This is a genomic window from Flectobacillus sp. BAB-3569 (assembly GCF_002270355.1).
GTDB lineage: Bacteria > Bacteroidota > Bacteroidia > Cytophagales > Spirosomataceae > Flectobacillus > Flectobacillus roseus.
The window spans coordinates 286,931-303,115 of record NZ_NJFZ01000005.1 but is presented as its reverse complement, the minus strand read 5'-3'; the positions used below and the strand labels follow the sequence as shown (position 1 = coordinate 303,115).

13 protein-coding genes and 1 tRNA gene are annotated in these 16,185 nt (G+C 39.3%); 9 read left to right on the top strand and 5 right to left on the bottom strand.

Annotation, left to right across the window (positions count from 1 at the left end; genetic code table 11):
- Positions 1-22: 22 nt before the first annotated feature.
- From BWI92_RS05025 to BWI92_RS05015, 3 genes are all read right to left on the bottom strand, one after another.
- Positions 23-817, bottom strand: a complete 795-nt coding sequence (locus BWI92_RS05025) for a (Fe-S)-binding protein (protein ID WP_095161025.1) — start codon at positions 815-817, stop codon at positions 23-25.
- 12 nt (positions 818-829) lie between these two features.
- Positions 830-1,828, bottom strand: a complete 999-nt coding sequence (locus BWI92_RS05020) for a carboxylesterase (RefSeq protein WP_095161024.1) — start codon at positions 1,826-1,828, stop codon at positions 830-832.
- A 140-nt stretch (positions 1,829-1,968) separates the two neighbouring features.
- Positions 1,969-3,297, bottom strand: a complete 1,329-nt coding sequence (locus BWI92_RS05015; protein ID WP_095161023.1) for a (Fe-S)-binding protein — start codon at positions 3,295-3,297, stop codon at positions 1,969-1,971.
- A gap of 366 nt (positions 3,298-3,663) precedes the next feature.
- Here BWI92_RS05015 and BWI92_RS05010 point away from each other — a divergent pair.
- Both BWI92_RS05010 and BWI92_RS05005 read left to right on the top strand, forming a co-directional pair.
- Positions 3,664-3,736 (top strand) — tRNA-Phe (locus tag BWI92_RS05010).
- A gap of 136 nt (positions 3,737-3,872) precedes the next feature.
- Entirely contained in the window at positions 3,873-4,835 is a 963-nt protein-coding gene (locus BWI92_RS05005; protein WP_095161022.1) for an HNH endonuclease, read from the top strand.
- Here BWI92_RS05005 and BWI92_RS05000 read toward each other — a convergent pair.
- Positions 4,825-5,349 (bottom strand): helix-turn-helix domain-containing protein, encoded by a 525-nt coding sequence (locus tag BWI92_RS05000; RefSeq protein ID WP_095161021.1) that lies wholly within the window; start codon positions 5,347-5,349, stop codon positions 4,825-4,827. The genes BWI92_RS05005 and BWI92_RS05000 overlap by 11 nt on opposite strands.
- A 375-nt stretch (positions 5,350-5,724) precedes the next feature.
- Here BWI92_RS05000 and BWI92_RS04995 point away from each other — a divergent pair, with 375 nt between their 5' ends.
- The 5 genes from BWI92_RS04995 (at position 5,725) to BWI92_RS04975 (ending at position 12,286) form a co-directional block, all read left to right on the top strand.
- The gene (locus tag BWI92_RS04995) at positions 5,725-7,446 is read left to right on the top strand and encodes a DUF885 family protein (RefSeq protein ID WP_095161020.1); all 1,722 of its coding nucleotides are present in this window, start codon (positions 5,725-5,727) and stop codon (positions 7,444-7,446) included.
- 252 nt (positions 7,447-7,698) lie between these two features.
- Entirely contained in the window at positions 7,699-8,949 is a 1,251-nt protein-coding gene (locus BWI92_RS04990) for an FAD-binding oxidoreductase (RefSeq protein WP_095161019.1), read from the top strand.
- Between the two features lie 60 nt (positions 8,950-9,009).
- Positions 9,010-11,370 carry a glycoside hydrolase family 127 protein gene (locus tag BWI92_RS04985; RefSeq protein WP_095161018.1) on the top strand — a complete coding sequence of 787 codons (2,361 nt, stop codon included), beginning with the start codon at positions 9,010-9,012 and terminating at the stop codon, positions 11,368-11,370.
- A gap of 242 nt (positions 11,371-11,612) precedes the next feature.
- The gene (locus tag BWI92_RS04980) at positions 11,613-11,954 is read left to right on the top strand and encodes a type II toxin-antitoxin system RelE/ParE family toxin (protein WP_095161017.1); all 342 of its coding nucleotides are present in this window, start codon (positions 11,613-11,615) and stop codon (positions 11,952-11,954) included.
- A gap of 20 nt (positions 11,955-11,974) precedes the next feature.
- Positions 11,975-12,286 carry a helix-turn-helix domain-containing protein gene (locus tag BWI92_RS04975; protein ID WP_205749543.1) on the top strand — a complete coding sequence of 104 codons (312 nt, stop codon included), beginning with the start codon at positions 11,975-11,977 and terminating at the stop codon, positions 12,284-12,286.
- A gap of 5 nt (positions 12,287-12,291) precedes the next feature.
- Here the strand turns inward: BWI92_RS04975 and BWI92_RS04970 are convergent, their stop codons facing one another.
- The gene (locus BWI92_RS04970) at positions 12,292-13,161 is read right to left on the bottom strand and encodes an AraC family transcriptional regulator (RefSeq protein ID WP_095161015.1); all 870 of its coding nucleotides are present in this window, start codon (positions 13,159-13,161) and stop codon (positions 12,292-12,294) included.
- 295 nt (positions 13,162-13,456) lie between these two features.
- On the opposite strand from BWI92_RS04970, the gene BWI92_RS04965 reads away from it, so the two are divergent.
- Both BWI92_RS04965 and BWI92_RS04960 read left to right on the top strand, forming a co-directional pair.
- Positions 13,457-14,371, top strand: coding sequence for a dihydrodipicolinate synthase family protein (locus tag BWI92_RS04965; RefSeq protein WP_095161176.1), 915 nt, complete (start codon positions 13,457-13,459; stop codon positions 14,369-14,371).
- 81 nt (positions 14,372-14,452) lie between these two features.
- A complete protein-coding gene (locus tag BWI92_RS04960) occupies positions 14,453-15,919 on the top strand; it encodes an aldehyde dehydrogenase (NADP(+)) (protein ID WP_095161014.1) in 1,467 nt (488 codons plus the stop codon).
- The last annotated feature ends 266 nt before the right edge of the window (positions 15,920-16,185 follow it).

Below are 16,185 nucleotides of genomic sequence, written 5' to 3'. Positions count from 1 at the left end.
TTGTCAAAGCCTACACCAACAACTACATACTTGCGTCGATGAGTTCCGCTAAGTCATAAACTTTTACGGAGTCTTCTTTTTCTTTATTTTTTACGCCATCCGACATCATGACCATACAAAATGGACAAGCTACCGCAATGGTTTGTGCACCTGTTTCTAAAGCGTCTTCAATACGTTCTACGTTAATATCCTTATTCCCTTTTTCGGGTTCTTTAAACATTTGTGCACCACCAGCGCCACAGCACAGACCTTTGGTACGACAACGCTTCATTTCTACCAATTCGGCATCAAGGGCTTCTAATACAGCTCTTGGCGCCTCATAAACTTCATTGGCACGACCCAAATAGCAAGAATCATGATAGGTAATCTTTTTACCCTTGAAACTACCACCTTCGGCCATTTTGACTTTACCGTCGTTAATCAACTGTTGCAAATACTCCGAATGGTGCAATACCTCATAGTTGCCTCCAAGGGCAGGATATTCATTTTTGAGGGTATTGAAGCAATGCGGACACGCCGTAACGATTTTCTTGATACCATATCCATCTAATACTTGGATGTTCATGGTCGCTTGCATTTGGAATAAAAACTCATTACCTGCACGACGTGCTGGGTCGCCAGTACATGATTCTTCGGTACCTAAAACCGCAAATTTGATTCCTACACGATTGAGAATTTTGGCAAAAGCAATCGTAACTTTTTTATATCGGTCATCAAATGACCCTGCACAACCTACCCAAAATAAGATTTCTGGGGTTTCGCCTTGCATAGCCATATCGGCCATGGTTGGCACTTTGAATTCTAGCGCTTGTGACATCTGTTGAATATTTTATGGTCGGAAAACCTTTTCGTCTAAAAACTTTTCTGTGCCTTTTTGTACTCCTTCATAATCTTTCGAAAGTACGTACGAGGCTATTACGTGATTGCCCGCATTAGGGAATGCTTGTTTCTCCTTTTTCGAAGCACCAACGCCCAATTCATCATACATTTTGAGCATAGCAGGCACTGATACTACTTTATCCTGTTCTTGCTCATTTTTATAATAATAGGCCAAATAAGTTGGGCATTTTACTTTTGCAAATGTTTCTGGAGTCATCACATGAGTCAAGAAATTTTGTAAAGCAATTAGGCCATCCACGTGATAATGTGTAGACCAATATTTGGCATGAAGTGGATTGTAGGGTTTAAAATCTCGTATTTCTGAGCCCATAATAGCGGTAGCTAATTTTTTACCCCAAGGATTATCAAGCGCTGCTGCATTTTTATCAAATATCTCAATACAAGGCGAATACAACACAATCGCTTTGATTTCAGGATGTCTCGAAGCAAGATATAAGGTTAGCGCTCCGCCAAATGAAGTTCCTACTACGATGACTTCTTTACCTAGTTTTTTGGTAATCGCCAAAGCCTTTTCTACCGACTCTAATACTTGGTCTGTGGTAAGGTTTTTCATGGTGCTATCACCCAAATTAATTCCATGCCCAGCCAAACGTGCGAGGTACAAATTGGCATGGTACTTTTTTGCCAAATTGGTATGAACAGGGTCACCTTCTTCTTGACTTGCCGAAAAACCATGAACGTACAAAAGCGCAACATCGGTTGGCTTTTTTTGTAAAGAATCTGCCCAAATAATTCTCGCCTGATTATCTTCTCTAATACCCTTCACAGCTTTTTCTTCGGCATTTATCTGAGCTTCGAGCGTATTTAAAGAATCGGGAAGACTAAAGCTGTAATCTTTCAAAGTTGGAGCATCAGGTTTGGGTCCCAATAAGTAGAGAATACCACCAAACCCGATGACCCCGAAAAGTATGCTGATGAAGCGACGCATATTGTGTTTTGTTTTTTGAGTTAAAAGTTTTTTTGAGGCACAAAGTGGCAGAGGCACATAGGCACAAAGTGAAAGTTAATTTTATGGCTCAAATTTTTTCGAATGAAACAAACACTTTGTGCCTTTGTGCCTTTGCTACTCTATCCCTCCTTCTGCGCCCAATTGAATCGATCTGCTGGCGAGAATTTCCAAGGAGCCTGATTGTTTTCTAAGTTTGAAAACATCGCATTCCATGAGCCTGGGGCATCTGATTCTTCCATGATTTGGTATCGACGCAATTGGAGAATAATATCTAATGGCGAAATATTGATAGGACATTCTTGTACACAGGCATTACACGTTGTACAAGCACGTAACTCCTCGGCTGAGATATAGTCGCCGTACAACGACTTTCCATCATCCACGAATTGCCCCTTATTTTGCGTCATATTGCGTCCAACCTCCTCCAGACGGTCGCGAGTATCCATCATGATTTTTCGTGGCGATAGCGCCTTTCCTGTTAGATTGGCAGGGCATTGCGATGTACAACGACCACATTCGGTGCAAGAATAGGCATCCATCAAGTTTTTCCAAGTCAAATCTTTGATGTCTTTTGCTCCAAAACGAGCAATTTCAGCAGGTGCGTCCGGGGCAGGTTGTTCGAGCCCCAGCATGATTTTTACTTCCTGCGTTACTGATGGCATATTAGCCATTTGTCCTTTGGCTTCCAAGTTTGAAAAATAGGTATTGGGAAACGCCAAGAAAATATGCAAATGCTTTGAATAAGTCACATATACGGCAAAAGCCAAAATCCCAAGAATATGTAACCACCACGCCAATCGCTCATAGGCAATCAAAGCCGTTGTATTCCATCCCTCAAAAATTGGTTTGAGAAATCCACTAAATGCAAACGTTCCTACAGGATGATAATGCTCAACACCTCTCGATTGCAAAACGCTGTCGGCAGCGTTCATGCTCAAAAGAAAGAACATCAAGATAATTTCTGAAAACAAAATCGTATTAGCGTCGATTTCTGGAAAACCACTCAACTCACGGTGGCGAGTAGCTTGAAGGCGTTCTACTTTGGTAATATTTCTACGAATCAAGAAAATCACACACACGACCAATACCCCAAAAGCCATTGTTTCGAAGAAATTAATCAATAGGGGATAGACATCACCCAAAATTGGCGCAAAAAGTCGGTGAGTCCCCAAAAGCCCATCTAAGACGATTTCGAGCACCTCGACATTGATTAGCAAAAAGCCTGCGTAAATAACAAAGTGCATTAAACCAATCAAGGGGCGGTCAAACATCTTTTGTTGTCCAAAAGCAATTCGTAGCATCATAGCACGACGTTCTTCGGGACGGTCGCTACGGTCTTCATCACGACCCAGTAAAATCGTGTTGCGAATAGTTTTGATTCGTTGTCCGATAAAATACCCTGCCGCAGCTAATGCTAACAGAAATAGGATTTGTTGTACGACTTGCATAGTAAGTTGAGATTATTGCTGATTACTTTTGGTAGGGACAAAGTCTTTGAAAAACTACCTGATTTTGTCTTAAAAAGCTACCAAATATATTCTTTTAATATTTTTTCATGAAAAAACTGCATATTGCAAAGATGGGTAAAATTAAAATAGTATGCAAGCATACTATTTTAATTTTTTTCTATTTTTTTGTAAAATTTTTTACTGATGTAACTTTCTGAAAATCAAACAAAAAGCCCCTAATTTTAGAAATTTCGCAATTTTTTTTCATTTTTTTGCGAAAACATTTTGGTTTTTAAAATCTGTCTACTAATTTTGCAGTCCCGAAACACACGAACAAAACACGAAAATGTAACGGGAAATCAGAACGGTGAAGTAGCTCAGTTGGTAGAGCATCGGACTGAAAATCCGTGTGTCGGCGGTTCGAGTCCGCCCTTTACCACAAAAACCCTCTCAGATTCATTTCTGAGGGGGTTTTGTGATTTTACGGGGAAATTTGAAAGATTTCTTTCTCTCCACAAAAATTGTGGCTATATTATCTCTAAAACTTATCTATTTCACATCTAAGCTCATTTCAGATGATTGATGTCCGAAGTTCTATTCAAAAACTCAAATCCATTCGACAGGGTACTTCCAAATATGGAAATGCCCCACATAAGCTTATTCTGATCCTGACTATTATCGAGTTAATTGAAAACGGACACTTTCTAAAGAATGAATTTTACATTGACCCAGACTTTGTAGCCCATTTTAGAGAAAACTGGACTCTTTTGGTTGATACAGCACATAGTCCAGACTTTACTCAGCCTTTTTATTATCTTCAAAACGAAAAGTTAGCGGGAGAGCCTTTTTGGAAACTTCATCTCAATTTTGGTTTTACCCTCACAAATCACATCAGGAGCATCAACATTTTAAAAGACGTGGTTAAATACGCTTCATTTCAGGAGGACTTTTATCTTTTATTACAAAATTCAGAATTTAGACTTTTAGCACAACATACCATTCTTGACACCTATTTTACAAAAACGAAGGAGCAATTCGTCATCGCCAAACAATTTGGGAAAGGATATATCAACGATTTAGAAGGCTTTTTGTTGAACGAAAAGGAAGCCCCAATTTATAATATTGGCTTCAGCTCAATCGATGAAGAGGAAGTTTTTGTCAGAAGTGGATTATTTCCACGCTTAATAAGAAAAGTTTACTCTTCCACTTGCTGTATGTCAGGAATGAAACTTATCACTGATTTTGGTGGAGATTTAATTGAAGCTGCCCATATTATCCCGTTTAGTGTTTCAAAAGATGATAAAGTCACGAATGGATTAGCCCTTTGCCCAAACTTACATACAGCGTTTGATAAAGGTCTTGTAAGTATTGATGACCATTTTAGGATTTTGGTTTCTTCACAAATTAGTGAAAACACAGAACATCCTTACAGTCTGGCACAATTACGTCAAAAAAAGATCATAATGCCATTTGGATCAAAACACTACCCTAATATTGAGAATATTCGTTGGCATCGCGAACATATTTTTAAAGATTAGTATCCACCACTTCCACCTTCAATTCCTTCCCCAAGCCCAATGCTACAATTTTGTGAAGGGTTTCTAGCTGAATATCGCTTTTACCGTTTTCAATTCTCGAAATATAGTTTCTGGTTGTACCTGCGCTCAAAGCTACTTCTGCTTGGCTAAGACCAGCTTTTTCTCGGGCTTCTTTCAACATAACTCCTACGGGTATTGTATCTATGTTCTTGATGAAATGACTTTGTTCATAAAGAACGTCTGGGTCGAGGCTAGTGGGAACTTCAATACGCTTGTTTCTAAAATTTACTACAGAGGTATGATTCAACCATTCTAATGTTTTTGACTCACTCACTACCACATATTGGAATACCTCCCAATCTTTCAGTGCCAAAAGATGTGTGTTAGCGCTTTTATCCCATTGTTGAAAAAAAGGCTCAAAATCTATCACTCGTATCTCAGCAGTAGTCCAAATTACGGTGATTTTATACGGCTCAACTGATACAATCTTAGTAATACGGGGTAATTTATTCATGGCGTCGAAATCTATTATTTGATATATCCTTTCAATAATATTTTTATCCAATCGAAAAATGTTACCTAATTAGATAACATCACTCACAATACTAGTGAATTTATAAAAACTCCCAACATTAACCCTCTGATTATTTTCGATTTACGCTATTCTGCTATCATGAATCAGAATAATATTTTCAGCACAATTCCCATTATCTGAATACCACCAATACCTATTTATTACCACCATTTCCAATAATTCCTTCTATCCTTGGTTAATATTTGCTTATATTTTGGTAAAATGTACATAGCGCTTCCTTCTTGAATCAAGTAATTTTACAGTATACCCATTTATCTTGGGAAACCGTCATGGGCATCTTAACTATCATTATGTATGAAACACTTCGTCAATTTATGCTTTATTACTTTTGGGATGGTTTTGTTGGGTATTGTACCAAGCTGGGCACAAAAAACAACAGCCAACGATGCTTTGAGACAACTCATCGAGATGTATCATGCCGATCGTGGTAACCTACAGCGTTTTTATACGATTGACCATTCTCCTGAGCGTAGAGAGCGATTCAAAACCCTAGCTCAGTCTTACCTTTCGCAACTACAGCCAATTGATTATAATGCCCTCGATGCTGGCGGGCGTGTGGATTACTTGTTGATTAAAAGGGATTGGGAAGATGTCCTTTATCAAAGTCAGGAAGAAGCTACCGCCTTTCAGCAGTTGGCAAACTGGTTTCCGTTTGCACAGGTGATTTATGATGCCGAAAAGGCTCGTCGCAGAGGACTTATGCCCGATTCACCCAAATTGGCGTCGGAACTTAATCAATGTGTGAAACAAATTGCGGGTCTACAAGCCAAATTAAAAGAAACAAAAACCCTTACCAAAGATTTATCTAACCGTGGTAGTCGTATTGCCTTGGGGTTAAAATCTGCCTTAAACTCTGTTTTCAGTTTTTATAATGGCTACGACCCGATGTTTACTTGGTGGATGGCAAAACCTTATGCCGAGCTAGATAGTGTATTGAAGGGCTATTCTACGGCTTTTTTGAAGGCTACAACCGTAAGTTCTCAGGTCAAAAACGATGCTTCGGGGATTGTTGGCAATCCTATCGGTAAAGAAGAACTCACACGTAAACTGAAATTAGAAATGATTCCGTACTCGCCAGAAGAGCTGGTGGAGATAGCAAACAAGGAATTTGCGTGGTGCGATGCCGAAATGCTGAAGGCTAGTCGTGAGATGGGTTTTGGGGATAATTGGAAAGCAGCTTTAGAAAAAGTAAAGCAAACGGCCGTTCCGCCAGGGCAACAGCCTGCGGCGATGGTCAAACTCTATGAGGAATCTATCGCCTTTTTGAAAGATAATAACTTGATTACGATTCCGCCATTGGCGGAAGAAACTTGGCGCTTGTCGATGATGAGTCCTGAGCGTCAGTTGGTCAATCCTTTCTTTTTGGGCGGCGAAGAGTTTATTGTTTCATACCCTACCAACACGATGACGCATGACCAAAAAATGATGAGTATGCGTGGCAACAATCCTCATTTTTCGAGGGCTACCGTACATCATGAACTCATTGCGGGACACGGATTGCAGTCGTTTATGACCCGTAGATATAAAACTTATCGTCATTTCGAAACGCCATTTTGGGTAGAAGGCTGGTCGCTTTATTGGGAAATGTTGTTATATGATTTGAAATTTCCTCGTTCAGCAGAAGACCGCGTTGGGATGTTATTTTGGCGTATGCACCGCTGTGCTCGTATTATTTTCTCGCTCAATTATCATATTGGCAAATGGTCGCCACAAGAGTGTATCGACTTTTTGGTAGACCGTGTAGGGCACGAATATGCTAATGCAGAGGGCGAAGTACGCCGTTCGTTTGTAGGAGGTTATGATCCATTGTACCAAATCGCTTATATGATTGGAAGCTTACAAATAAGAGCCTTGAAAGACGAATTGGTAGGTACGAAAAAAATGACTTATCAACAATTTCATGATCAATTTATGCAAGAGAACAAGCTCCCAATCGAAATGATGCGCGCTATCCTCTCTCGGAAGCTTTTACCAAAAGACTATCAAACCAACTGGAGATTTTATTCACTTAAATAAAGTTATTTGTTATCTGTTAATAGTTAACTGTGTTTATTCTATCGAATGTTATTTAGTCGAATCTGCTGAGTAACAGAAAAGAATAAATCAATAATATAGCTATGGTACACATTGAATGTATCTTTCTGATTATGAATCTATTCTACTAACTGTTATACTGTGAACTCATAACTTCACATTGATTGTATCCTTATGAGCACATTTTATTAACTGTTAACGAATAACTGATCACCAATAACTCAATATCATACCATGAATCACATTTCAATTATTGGCGGGGGGATTGTAGGATTAAGTTCTGCTTATTATTTGCATGAGGCGGGCTATAAAGTGACGGTATTTGATAAAGGAGATTTATCGGATAACTGTTCTTATGGCAATGCAGGCTATGTGTGTCCGAGCCATTTTGTGCCTTTGGCAGCACCAGGGATTATTTGGCAAGGCATCAAATGGATGTTTAATCCTTTGAGTCCTTTTTATGTAAAACCTGCTTTGAATAAAGCGTTAATCAATTGGGGGTTCAAATTTATGCAAAGTGCCAATCCACAACATGTAGAGGATTCGGCAGTGCCTTTGAGAGATATTTCTTTATTGAGTCAAAAACTCTTTGAAGAATGGGAAGCGAACGCTGCTTTTGACTTTGGCTACGAGCGCAAAGGAATGCTAGAGATTTTCCAAACAGAAGCCGTTGCTGCCCACGCACACCATACCGTCGAAAAAGCACATGAGTTAGGGTTAGATGTAAAATATCTCAATAAAGAACAATTACAGGCTTTAGAACCACAAACGCCTCTCAATGCCATTGGTGGACTACAGTTTAATTGTGATACCCACGTATATCCAAACCTTCTGATGAAGAATCTTATCTCAGATTTACAGCAAAAAGGTATCGAAATCAAAACGAATGAAAGTATTACAGGTTTTGAGAAAAAAAATGGTAAAATCACTCATATCCGTTCCAACAAACAGCAATATGCTACCGATGCAGTAGTGGTTGCAGCGGGTTCTTGGAGTCGTGAACTAGCTGAATTAGTCGATATTACACTTCCACTGATGGCAGGTAGGGGATATTCCTTGACTTTGGAAAATAGTCCTCATACAATAAATCATCCTATTATTTTGGCAGAAGGTCGTGTGGCATTAACGCCAATGGATGGTAACAAAATACGTATGGGAGGCACCATGGAAGTTGTTTCGACTAATACTCCTCCGAATTTCCAACGTGTAAAAGGAATTTTACTATCAGTCAAAAACTTTTTACCAACTTTTGATATTGCATTCCCTGCTGAAAAAGACATCTGGCATGGTTTCCGACCTTGTTCGGCCGACGGTTTGCCTTATATTGGCCGTACTAGCACGTATGACAACGTTGTAATTGCTACAGGGCACTCGATGATGGGACTTAGTTTAGGACCAGGTACAGGAAAGCTGGTCGAAGAAATTATCAGCGAAAAACCTACAAGCATCGATATTCAAGCATTCAACCCACAACGATTTGACTAAAAAGAAAGGGCTTTTATCTGACGATATCGTTCTTGGATAAAAGCCTTTGTTTTCTTTACTATGAAAAAACTTACCCTTCTCTCTATTTTTTGTGTATTGTTTTTAGGAAAAATAAATGCCCAAAATTATACCCCTCTCAAAGTTGACAAACGCTTTAAAGTACAACCCAAAGTTACCTTACAGGCTTATCCATTCGATTTAGACGAAGTGACTTTATTAGAAGGTTCGCCATTCAAAAATGCGATGGACAAAGATGCGGCGTATTTGTTGAGTATCGAGCCACAGCGTTTGTTGCATCGTTTTTATCTCAATGCAGGTTTACCCACTAAAGGCGCAGTGTATGGTGGCTGGGAAAGCGAAGGTCTTTCGGGACATACGCTTGGGCACTATCTTTCGGCGTGTGCGATGATGTATGCTTCGTCACAGCAAAAAGTTTTCAAAGACCGTGTCAACGAGATGGTAACGGCTTTGGCAGAATGCCAAAAAGCTCGCAAAACGGGCTATGTAGGCGCTATTCCAAAAGAAGATTCGATTTTTACAAAAGTATCTCGTGGCGAAATCAAGTCTGGAGGTTTTGACCTCAACGGCGGTTGGAGTCCTTGGTACACAGTTCATAAAGTCATGGCGGGTTTATTGGATGCTTATTTGTACTGTGGTAACCAACAAGCTTTAGCGGTAGTGACAGGTATGGCCGATTGGACAGGAAAAACCGTTAATCCACTTTCGCCAGAGTTATTACAAAAAATGCTTAAATGCGAATACGGTGGAATGGCAGAGGTGTTGGCGAACTTATATGCAATTACGGGTAAAAAAGAATACCTCGATTTGTCTTATAAATTTTATGACGATTTTGTAATGGTGCCTTTGTCGAAACGTATTAATCCGATGGCTGGCAAACATTCGAATACCAATGTACCCAAAGCCATAGGTAGTGCCCGACAATACGAACTAACAGGTCTGGAATCTGATAAAACGATCGCAAGCTTTTTCTGGGATATTATGGTACATCATCATACTTATGTGATTGGTGGAAATAGTAACTACGAGTACTGCGGCGAGCCTGACAAATTGAGTGAGCACTTGAGCGATAATACTTGCGAAACCTGCAATACCTACAATATGCTAAAGTTGACTCGCCACTTGTTTACTTGGCAACCCAACAGCGAGTTGACAAACTATTACGAAAGAGCGCTTTACAACCATATTTTGGCATCACAAAACCCCGAAAGTGGTATGATGTGCTATTTTGTACCCTTGAGAATGGGGACTAAAAAAGATTTTAGCGACCAGTTCAATACCTTTACTTGTTGTGTTGGAAGTGGCATGGAAAACCATGTAAAGTACAACGAAAGTATTTATTTTCAAGGAGCGGATGGCAGTCTGTTTGTGAACTTATTTATTCCTTCTCGTCTGAATTGGAAAGAAAAAGGTTTGGTTTTGACACAGCAAACACAATACCCAACTCAGGGCAACTCACAGCTTACCTTAGAACTCCGCAAGGCTCAAAAATTTGCCCTTAAAATTCGTAAACCTTGGTGGGCAACCAACGGTGTTCAAGTAAAAGTCAATGGTCAGTCTGTTGCTTCGGAGCCAGATGCCAGTGGCTATATTGTGATAGAAAGAACATGGAAAAATCAAGACCAAATATCGCTTGAAATGCCTATGCAGGTTTACAGCGAAAGTATGCCTGACAACAAAGACCGTATTGCTTTACTTTACGGGCCTTTGGTTTTGGCAGGTCAATTGGGCAAAGAAAACCCAGATCCAGTGTATGGTATTCCTGTTTTGTTGACCGACAATAAAAATGTAAATCAGTGGGTAAAAAGTGTGGAAAATACACCCTTAACTTTCAAAACCCAACAAGTAGCCGTTCCTTTTGAAGTAACTCTTATTCCTTTTTACCAAAGTTATCAACAACACTACAGCGTGTATTGGGATTATTTCACCAAAGCAGGTTGGGAAGAGAAAAAGGCCGCTTATGAAGCAGAGAAAAAACGTCAGAAAGAGATAGAAGATAAAACAGTAGATAATTTCAGAATTGGCGAAATGCAACCTGAACGCGACCACAACCTTACCATCGATGGCGAGTCCTACGTGAGCGATGCCCTAGGACGTACAGGTCGTGAAGTCAGAAAAGGAGGTTCGTTCTCATTTGACTTAAAAATCAAAGCTAATTCAACTCAAGCATCCATTTTGATGACCTATATTGGCGACGACAAAGGTCGTTTCTTCGATATTTTAGTAGACGGTCAAGTATTGGCAACACAAGAGTTGAAAGGTGGAGCAACTGGTAAGTTTTATGACATATCTTATCCGCTTAATACTTCTTTTACTGCTAATAAAGATAAAATCAGAGTAACCATCAAAGCACACACAGGCAAAACCGCAGGAAGAGTTTTTGGAGTGAGGAGTTTGGAATGATGAGTGATGAGTTGTCCTTTATAGGATGAATAGTCAAAACTATTCTATAGATAAATGCCATTTTACAGCGCCGAAGGTGCGAAAGAACACCAATTATACTGGAGTCTTTCGCACCTTCGGCGCTTGATTGATTTAGATATTTGTAATCTCTAAATTTTTACCATTTTTTCTTTAAGTAAAGATATGGATTTGTTAAAAGTTTCTAAATTTAGAAACTTTTAAGTTTTACACCATTTACAAAAATGAAATATTTTGAAACCATATTTATGGAAGAAGCGAATGATTTTATTGCCTCATTAGATGCTAAAATCATTAGAAAAATTATCTATAATATCGATTTAGCAGAACAAACCAATGATCCCAAGTTGTTCAAAAAGCTACAACATGATATCTGGGAGTTTCGAACTCAATATTTAGGTTTGCAAATAAGGCTTCTCGCATTTTGGGATAAAACAAATCAACAAGAAACCTTGGTTATTGCCACACATGATTTTATCAAAAAAGTAGATAAAATTCCTGCTAACGAAATCAATAGAGCAATTAGACTAAGAGAAAAGTATTATAACCTTAAAAATATTCAGTAGTGTCTATGAAAACCCAAGAAATGAAAACATTCACTTTAGCTGAAATGAAAGATAAATATATCGGACAAATTGGCACTTCAGAGCGGGAAGAATACGAATATGAGCTTAGTATGGAACTATTAGGGAGAATGATTAAAATAGCCCGACAAGAACGAAACCTCACACAAGAAGAACTTGGTAAGTTAATTGGAGTACAAAAAGCTCAAATATCAAAATTAGAAAATAGTGCCAATAGTGCTACCATCGACACCGTTGTAAAAGTATTTCGAGCATTAAAGGCTGAAATAAAATTCAATGTCAAACTTGAACATCAAGCCTTGAGTATCGGTTAGTTTTCTCACTTAAAAAACTCCTCCAAATATTCGCTTGGTGATTTGCCTTTGATACGTTTGAAGATACGGTTGAAGTTGGTAATACTATTAAAACCACAACTGTAGGCTACTTGTGCAATACCAATGGGAGATTCGTTGGTGAGTTTTTTACAAGCTTCATTAATACGTACTTCATTCAAGAAAGATAAAAATGTATGACCTGTGTGCTTTTTGAAATACCTACAAAAAGCATGCGGAGTCATGTGGGCTTTATTGGCTGCGTCTTCGAGGGTAATAGGCTTTTCAAACTCTTGAATGATAAAATTATAGATATTACTCATTCTCAAACCTTCATTTTCACTGTAAAGCTTTGGTCGTGATCCTTCCGAAAGTGCCCCTAGCGATTCTATGCTAGAGATTAATCGCAACAAATCCATAAAATGAATCATTTGCTCGATACCGATATGTTCATGAATGAGCATCATCTTGGTCGAAATCTCCTCCGCTTTTTCTGCTGGTATCTTAAATCCATTGGGATTTTGTTGTAAAAAGCGTTTTACATTGAGCATTTCGGGTAAATTAAACAAAGCTGATAATGGTCCGTGAGGATTGAAAAATAGTACCAAGGCTTGAATTTCTAATTCGCTTTTTGGTAAAAAATAGCTCGGATCACTCTTAAACATGTGTGGCTGGTTGGCACCCAACCAAAAAATCTCATTCGATTTGAAAGTGTGCATATTATTATCCGCAATCAACGTTCCTTCGCCTTGCTGTACCCATGTAATCTGAATCTCCTCGTGTCTGTGCAAATGTGGATAGAAATACGGCATAATGTCCTGCTGAACAATAATCGTATGATCGTGCGGTACGGGAATGGTAAATTGTAAGACTTTCATTGCTTGTATACATACTTGTTAAAAGGATTCAACATGAATCTGTAGGTACTCTATCTGTAGTCTTCAACAAATTAAGTTTAACCTCCACTACCAATATTCATTTCCCAAAAGCTAAAATTAGTTTGTCTTTATGCTACCATAATACTCTTTTCTACTAATTAGCTAAATATAAACAATTTTATAGTTATTCGCCCTACAAATAGGTTAATATCTGACTACAATTGATTAAAAATCAACCTTTGACCCGCTTAGGTTTTGGGTAATTTTGATAAAAAACAACAACAGAACTATGGCAATCAATTGGCAAGGCGTATTTCCCGCTGTGACGACAAAGTTTGGTGCAGATGACCAACTTGATTTTGAATTATTTGACAAAAACTTGCAATTCCAACTCAAAGCAGGTGTCGACGGTATCATTCTTGGCGGAACCTTGGGCGAAGCAAGTGTACTAAGTCTTGAAGAAAAAGGAGCATTGGTAAAGTTTACCGTTGAAAAGGTAGCTGGGCGAGTTCCAGTAGTTTTAAATATTGCAGAAGGAGCTACCAGAGATGCAATCCAGTTGGCTAAACTAGCCGAAGAATGGGGTGCTGCTGGTTTGATGATGCTTCCTCCAATGCGCTACAAAGCTGATGACTACGAAACAGTAGAATATTTCAAAGCGGTAGCTAATTCTACTACACTTCCGATTATGATTTACAACAACCCTGTAGATTATAAAATTGAGGTAACATTGGATATGTTTGCTTCCTTGGCTGAGTGCGAAAACATTCAGGCAGTAAAAGAATCTACACGTGATTTGACCAACGTAACCAGAATGCGTAACCGTTTTGGCGACCGTTTCAAAATCATGTGCGGTGTAGATACCATTGCTATGGAGCAATTAGTAATGGGTGCTGACGGATGGGTTGCTGGTTTGGTATGTGCCTTCCCTGAAGAAACAGTGGCTATTTATAAATTAGTAAAAGCTGGTCGCTACGAAGAAGCTCGCAGTATCTATCGTTGGTTTATGCCATTGTTGGAACTAGATATTCATCCAAAATTAGTACAATACATCAAGTTAGCTGAATCAAGAGTTGATTTGGGTAGTGAAGCAGTGCGCCCACCACGTTTGGTACTTAGCGGTGCTGAAAGAGAGCGCATTTTGGCACTTATCGATGGCGCTATTGCAATCAGACCAACGTTGCCAGATTATAAGGCGATTGTGTTATAATTTGAAAATTTGGAGATTTGAAAATGTGTAATTTAATTATTTTCAAATCTTCAAATTCACTCATTTTCAAATTTCTCAAAAATGTCTCAAATCATATCAACGGTAATGCAACAAGCACAAGAGGCATTTGAGCATTATCGCCAAGTATCGGGTAAAAACCGTGCTATATTTCTAGAAACTATTGCAGAAGAAATCGAAGGTTTGAAAGATTCCTTGGTGGCCATTGCTCATCAAGAAACCAATCTTCCCTTGCCTCGACTTCAAGGAGAAATTGGACGCACAACAGGTCAATTACGCATGTTTGCTCGTCTGATTGCTGAAGGTTCTTGGGTAGAGGCTTGTATTGATACAGCCAAACCTAACCGAGTACCTCCTAAGCCAGATACTCGTAAAATGCTTGTTCCAATTGGCCCTGTGGCTATTTTTGGTGCTAGCAATTTTCCTTTTGCTTTTTCTACCGCAGGCGGTGATACCGCAAGTGCATTGGCTGCTGGTGTTTCAGTAGTAATCAAAGCACATCCTGCCCATCCTGAAACTTCAGCACTGATGTTCTCGGCGATGGAAAAAGCCATTGTACGTTGCCAAATGCATCCTTTTACGATACAACATCTCAACGATGCTAGTAACGAAACAGGTAAAGCATTGGTGATGCACCCACTTACTACGGCGGTTGGTTTTACAGGCTCACAAGCAGGCGGAAAAGCCCTAAAAGCTTACGCCGACCAAAGAGAGGTTCCTATCCCTGTCTTTGCCGAAATGAGTAGTATCAACCCTGTGGTTTTATTTCCTGAATCCTTAAACCAAACAAATACAACGTTAGCAAAAACCCTTGCAGGGTCTATTTCGCTTGGGATGGGACAGTTTTGTACCAAACCGGGCTTGCTTTTGGCAATAGATAGTCCTGCATTAAGTACTTTTTCAGAGACTTTGGAACATGAACTAACACAGGTTGCCTTGCATCCTATGTTGCATACAGGTATCGCAAAAGCCTTTGATAAAGCACGCTACACTATTACATCGCAAGCAGGAGTAGCTTCTGAAGCTTCTCTAGCTGTGGTTGAGGATTTGGAAAAACCTACTCCTAGTCTTGCGAAGGTTTCAGCAAAAGATTTTATTGAAAATCCACTTTTACATGAGGAGGCGTTTGGGCCTTTTGCCTTACTCGTGATTTGTCAGGATGTACAAGAACTGTCACAGGCGCTCAAAGCACTTGGCGGACAACTTACCACAACATTGATGGCGACAGAACAGGACGTTGAAAACTATCCTGAAATTCTATCGCTCCAGTGCTCATTGGCTGGTCGTGTGATTCTGAACGCCGCCCCAACAGGTGTGGAGGTAGCTGCTAGTATGGTTCATGGAGGTGCGTATCCTTCCACTTTCGACGCTCGCTATACCTCGGTAGGCACAAGCGCCATTAAGCGTTGGGTTAGACCAATTTGTTTACAAGGATTCAAAGATTGGATGCTACCAGAAGAATTAAAAGATGGTAATCCATTAAAAATTTGGCGTTTGGTCAATGATACATTTACCAACGAAACAATTTAGTTAGTAAGTTAATGAATGATTACGTGATGAATTATTACTGCTTAGGCACACGAAATTAACGACTATGAGCTTTTGACTATTAGGTGTATGTATGTGGAAAACCTATTACAGTCAACTACTCACAGTTCAATGTAGCCCTTTCGGTGCCTTTGCTGTAATTTTTAATATTTGTAGATCGTGTAAAATTACCTTTAGCTTTCAGCTTCGGGCATTCAGCAAAATATCGGTAATCAAAAATTACACTCCAAACTCATCACTCAAAATTC

Bases quoted from the DNA above. Each gene is read 5' to 3' on its own strand.
- BWI92_RS04975 (WP_205749543.1), top strand. From the start codon at position 11,975: ATGAAAACATTCACTTTAGCTGAAATGAAAGATAAATATATCGGACAA.
- BWI92_RS05015 (WP_095161023.1), bottom strand. From the start codon at position 3,297: ATGCAAGTCGTACAACAAATCCTATTTCTGTTAGCATTAGCTGCGGCA.
- BWI92_RS05005 (WP_095161022.1), top strand. From the start codon at position 3,873: ATGATTGATGTCCGAAGTTCTATTCAAAAACTCAAATCCATTCGACAG.
- BWI92_RS05025 (WP_095161025.1), bottom strand. From the start codon at position 817: ATGTCACAAGCGCTAGAATTCAAAGTGCCAACCATGGCCGATATGGCT.
- BWI92_RS04995 (WP_095161020.1), top strand. From the start codon at position 5,725: ATGAAACACTTCGTCAATTTATGCTTTATTACTTTTGGGATGGTTTTG.
- BWI92_RS04960 (WP_095161014.1), top strand. From the start codon at position 14,453: ATGTCTCAAATCATATCAACGGTAATGCAACAAGCACAAGAGGCATTT.
- BWI92_RS05000 (WP_095161021.1), bottom strand. From the start codon at position 5,349: ATGAATAAATTACCCCGTATTACTAAGATTGTATCAGTTGAGCCGTAT.
- BWI92_RS04985 (WP_095161018.1), top strand. From the start codon at position 9,010: ATGAAAAAACTTACCCTTCTCTCTATTTTTTGTGTATTGTTTTTAGGA.
- BWI92_RS04980 (WP_095161017.1), top strand. From the start codon at position 11,613: ATGAAATATTTTGAAACCATATTTATGGAAGAAGCGAATGATTTTATT.
- BWI92_RS04990 (WP_095161019.1), top strand. From the start codon at position 7,699: ATGAATCACATTTCAATTATTGGCGGGGGGATTGTAGGATTAAGTTCT.
- BWI92_RS05020 (WP_095161024.1), bottom strand. From the start codon at position 1,828: ATGCGTCGCTTCATCAGCATACTTTTCGGGGTCATCGGGTTTGGTGGT.
- BWI92_RS04970 (WP_095161015.1), bottom strand. From the start codon at position 13,161: ATGAAAGTCTTACAATTTACCATTCCCGTACCGCACGATCATACGATT.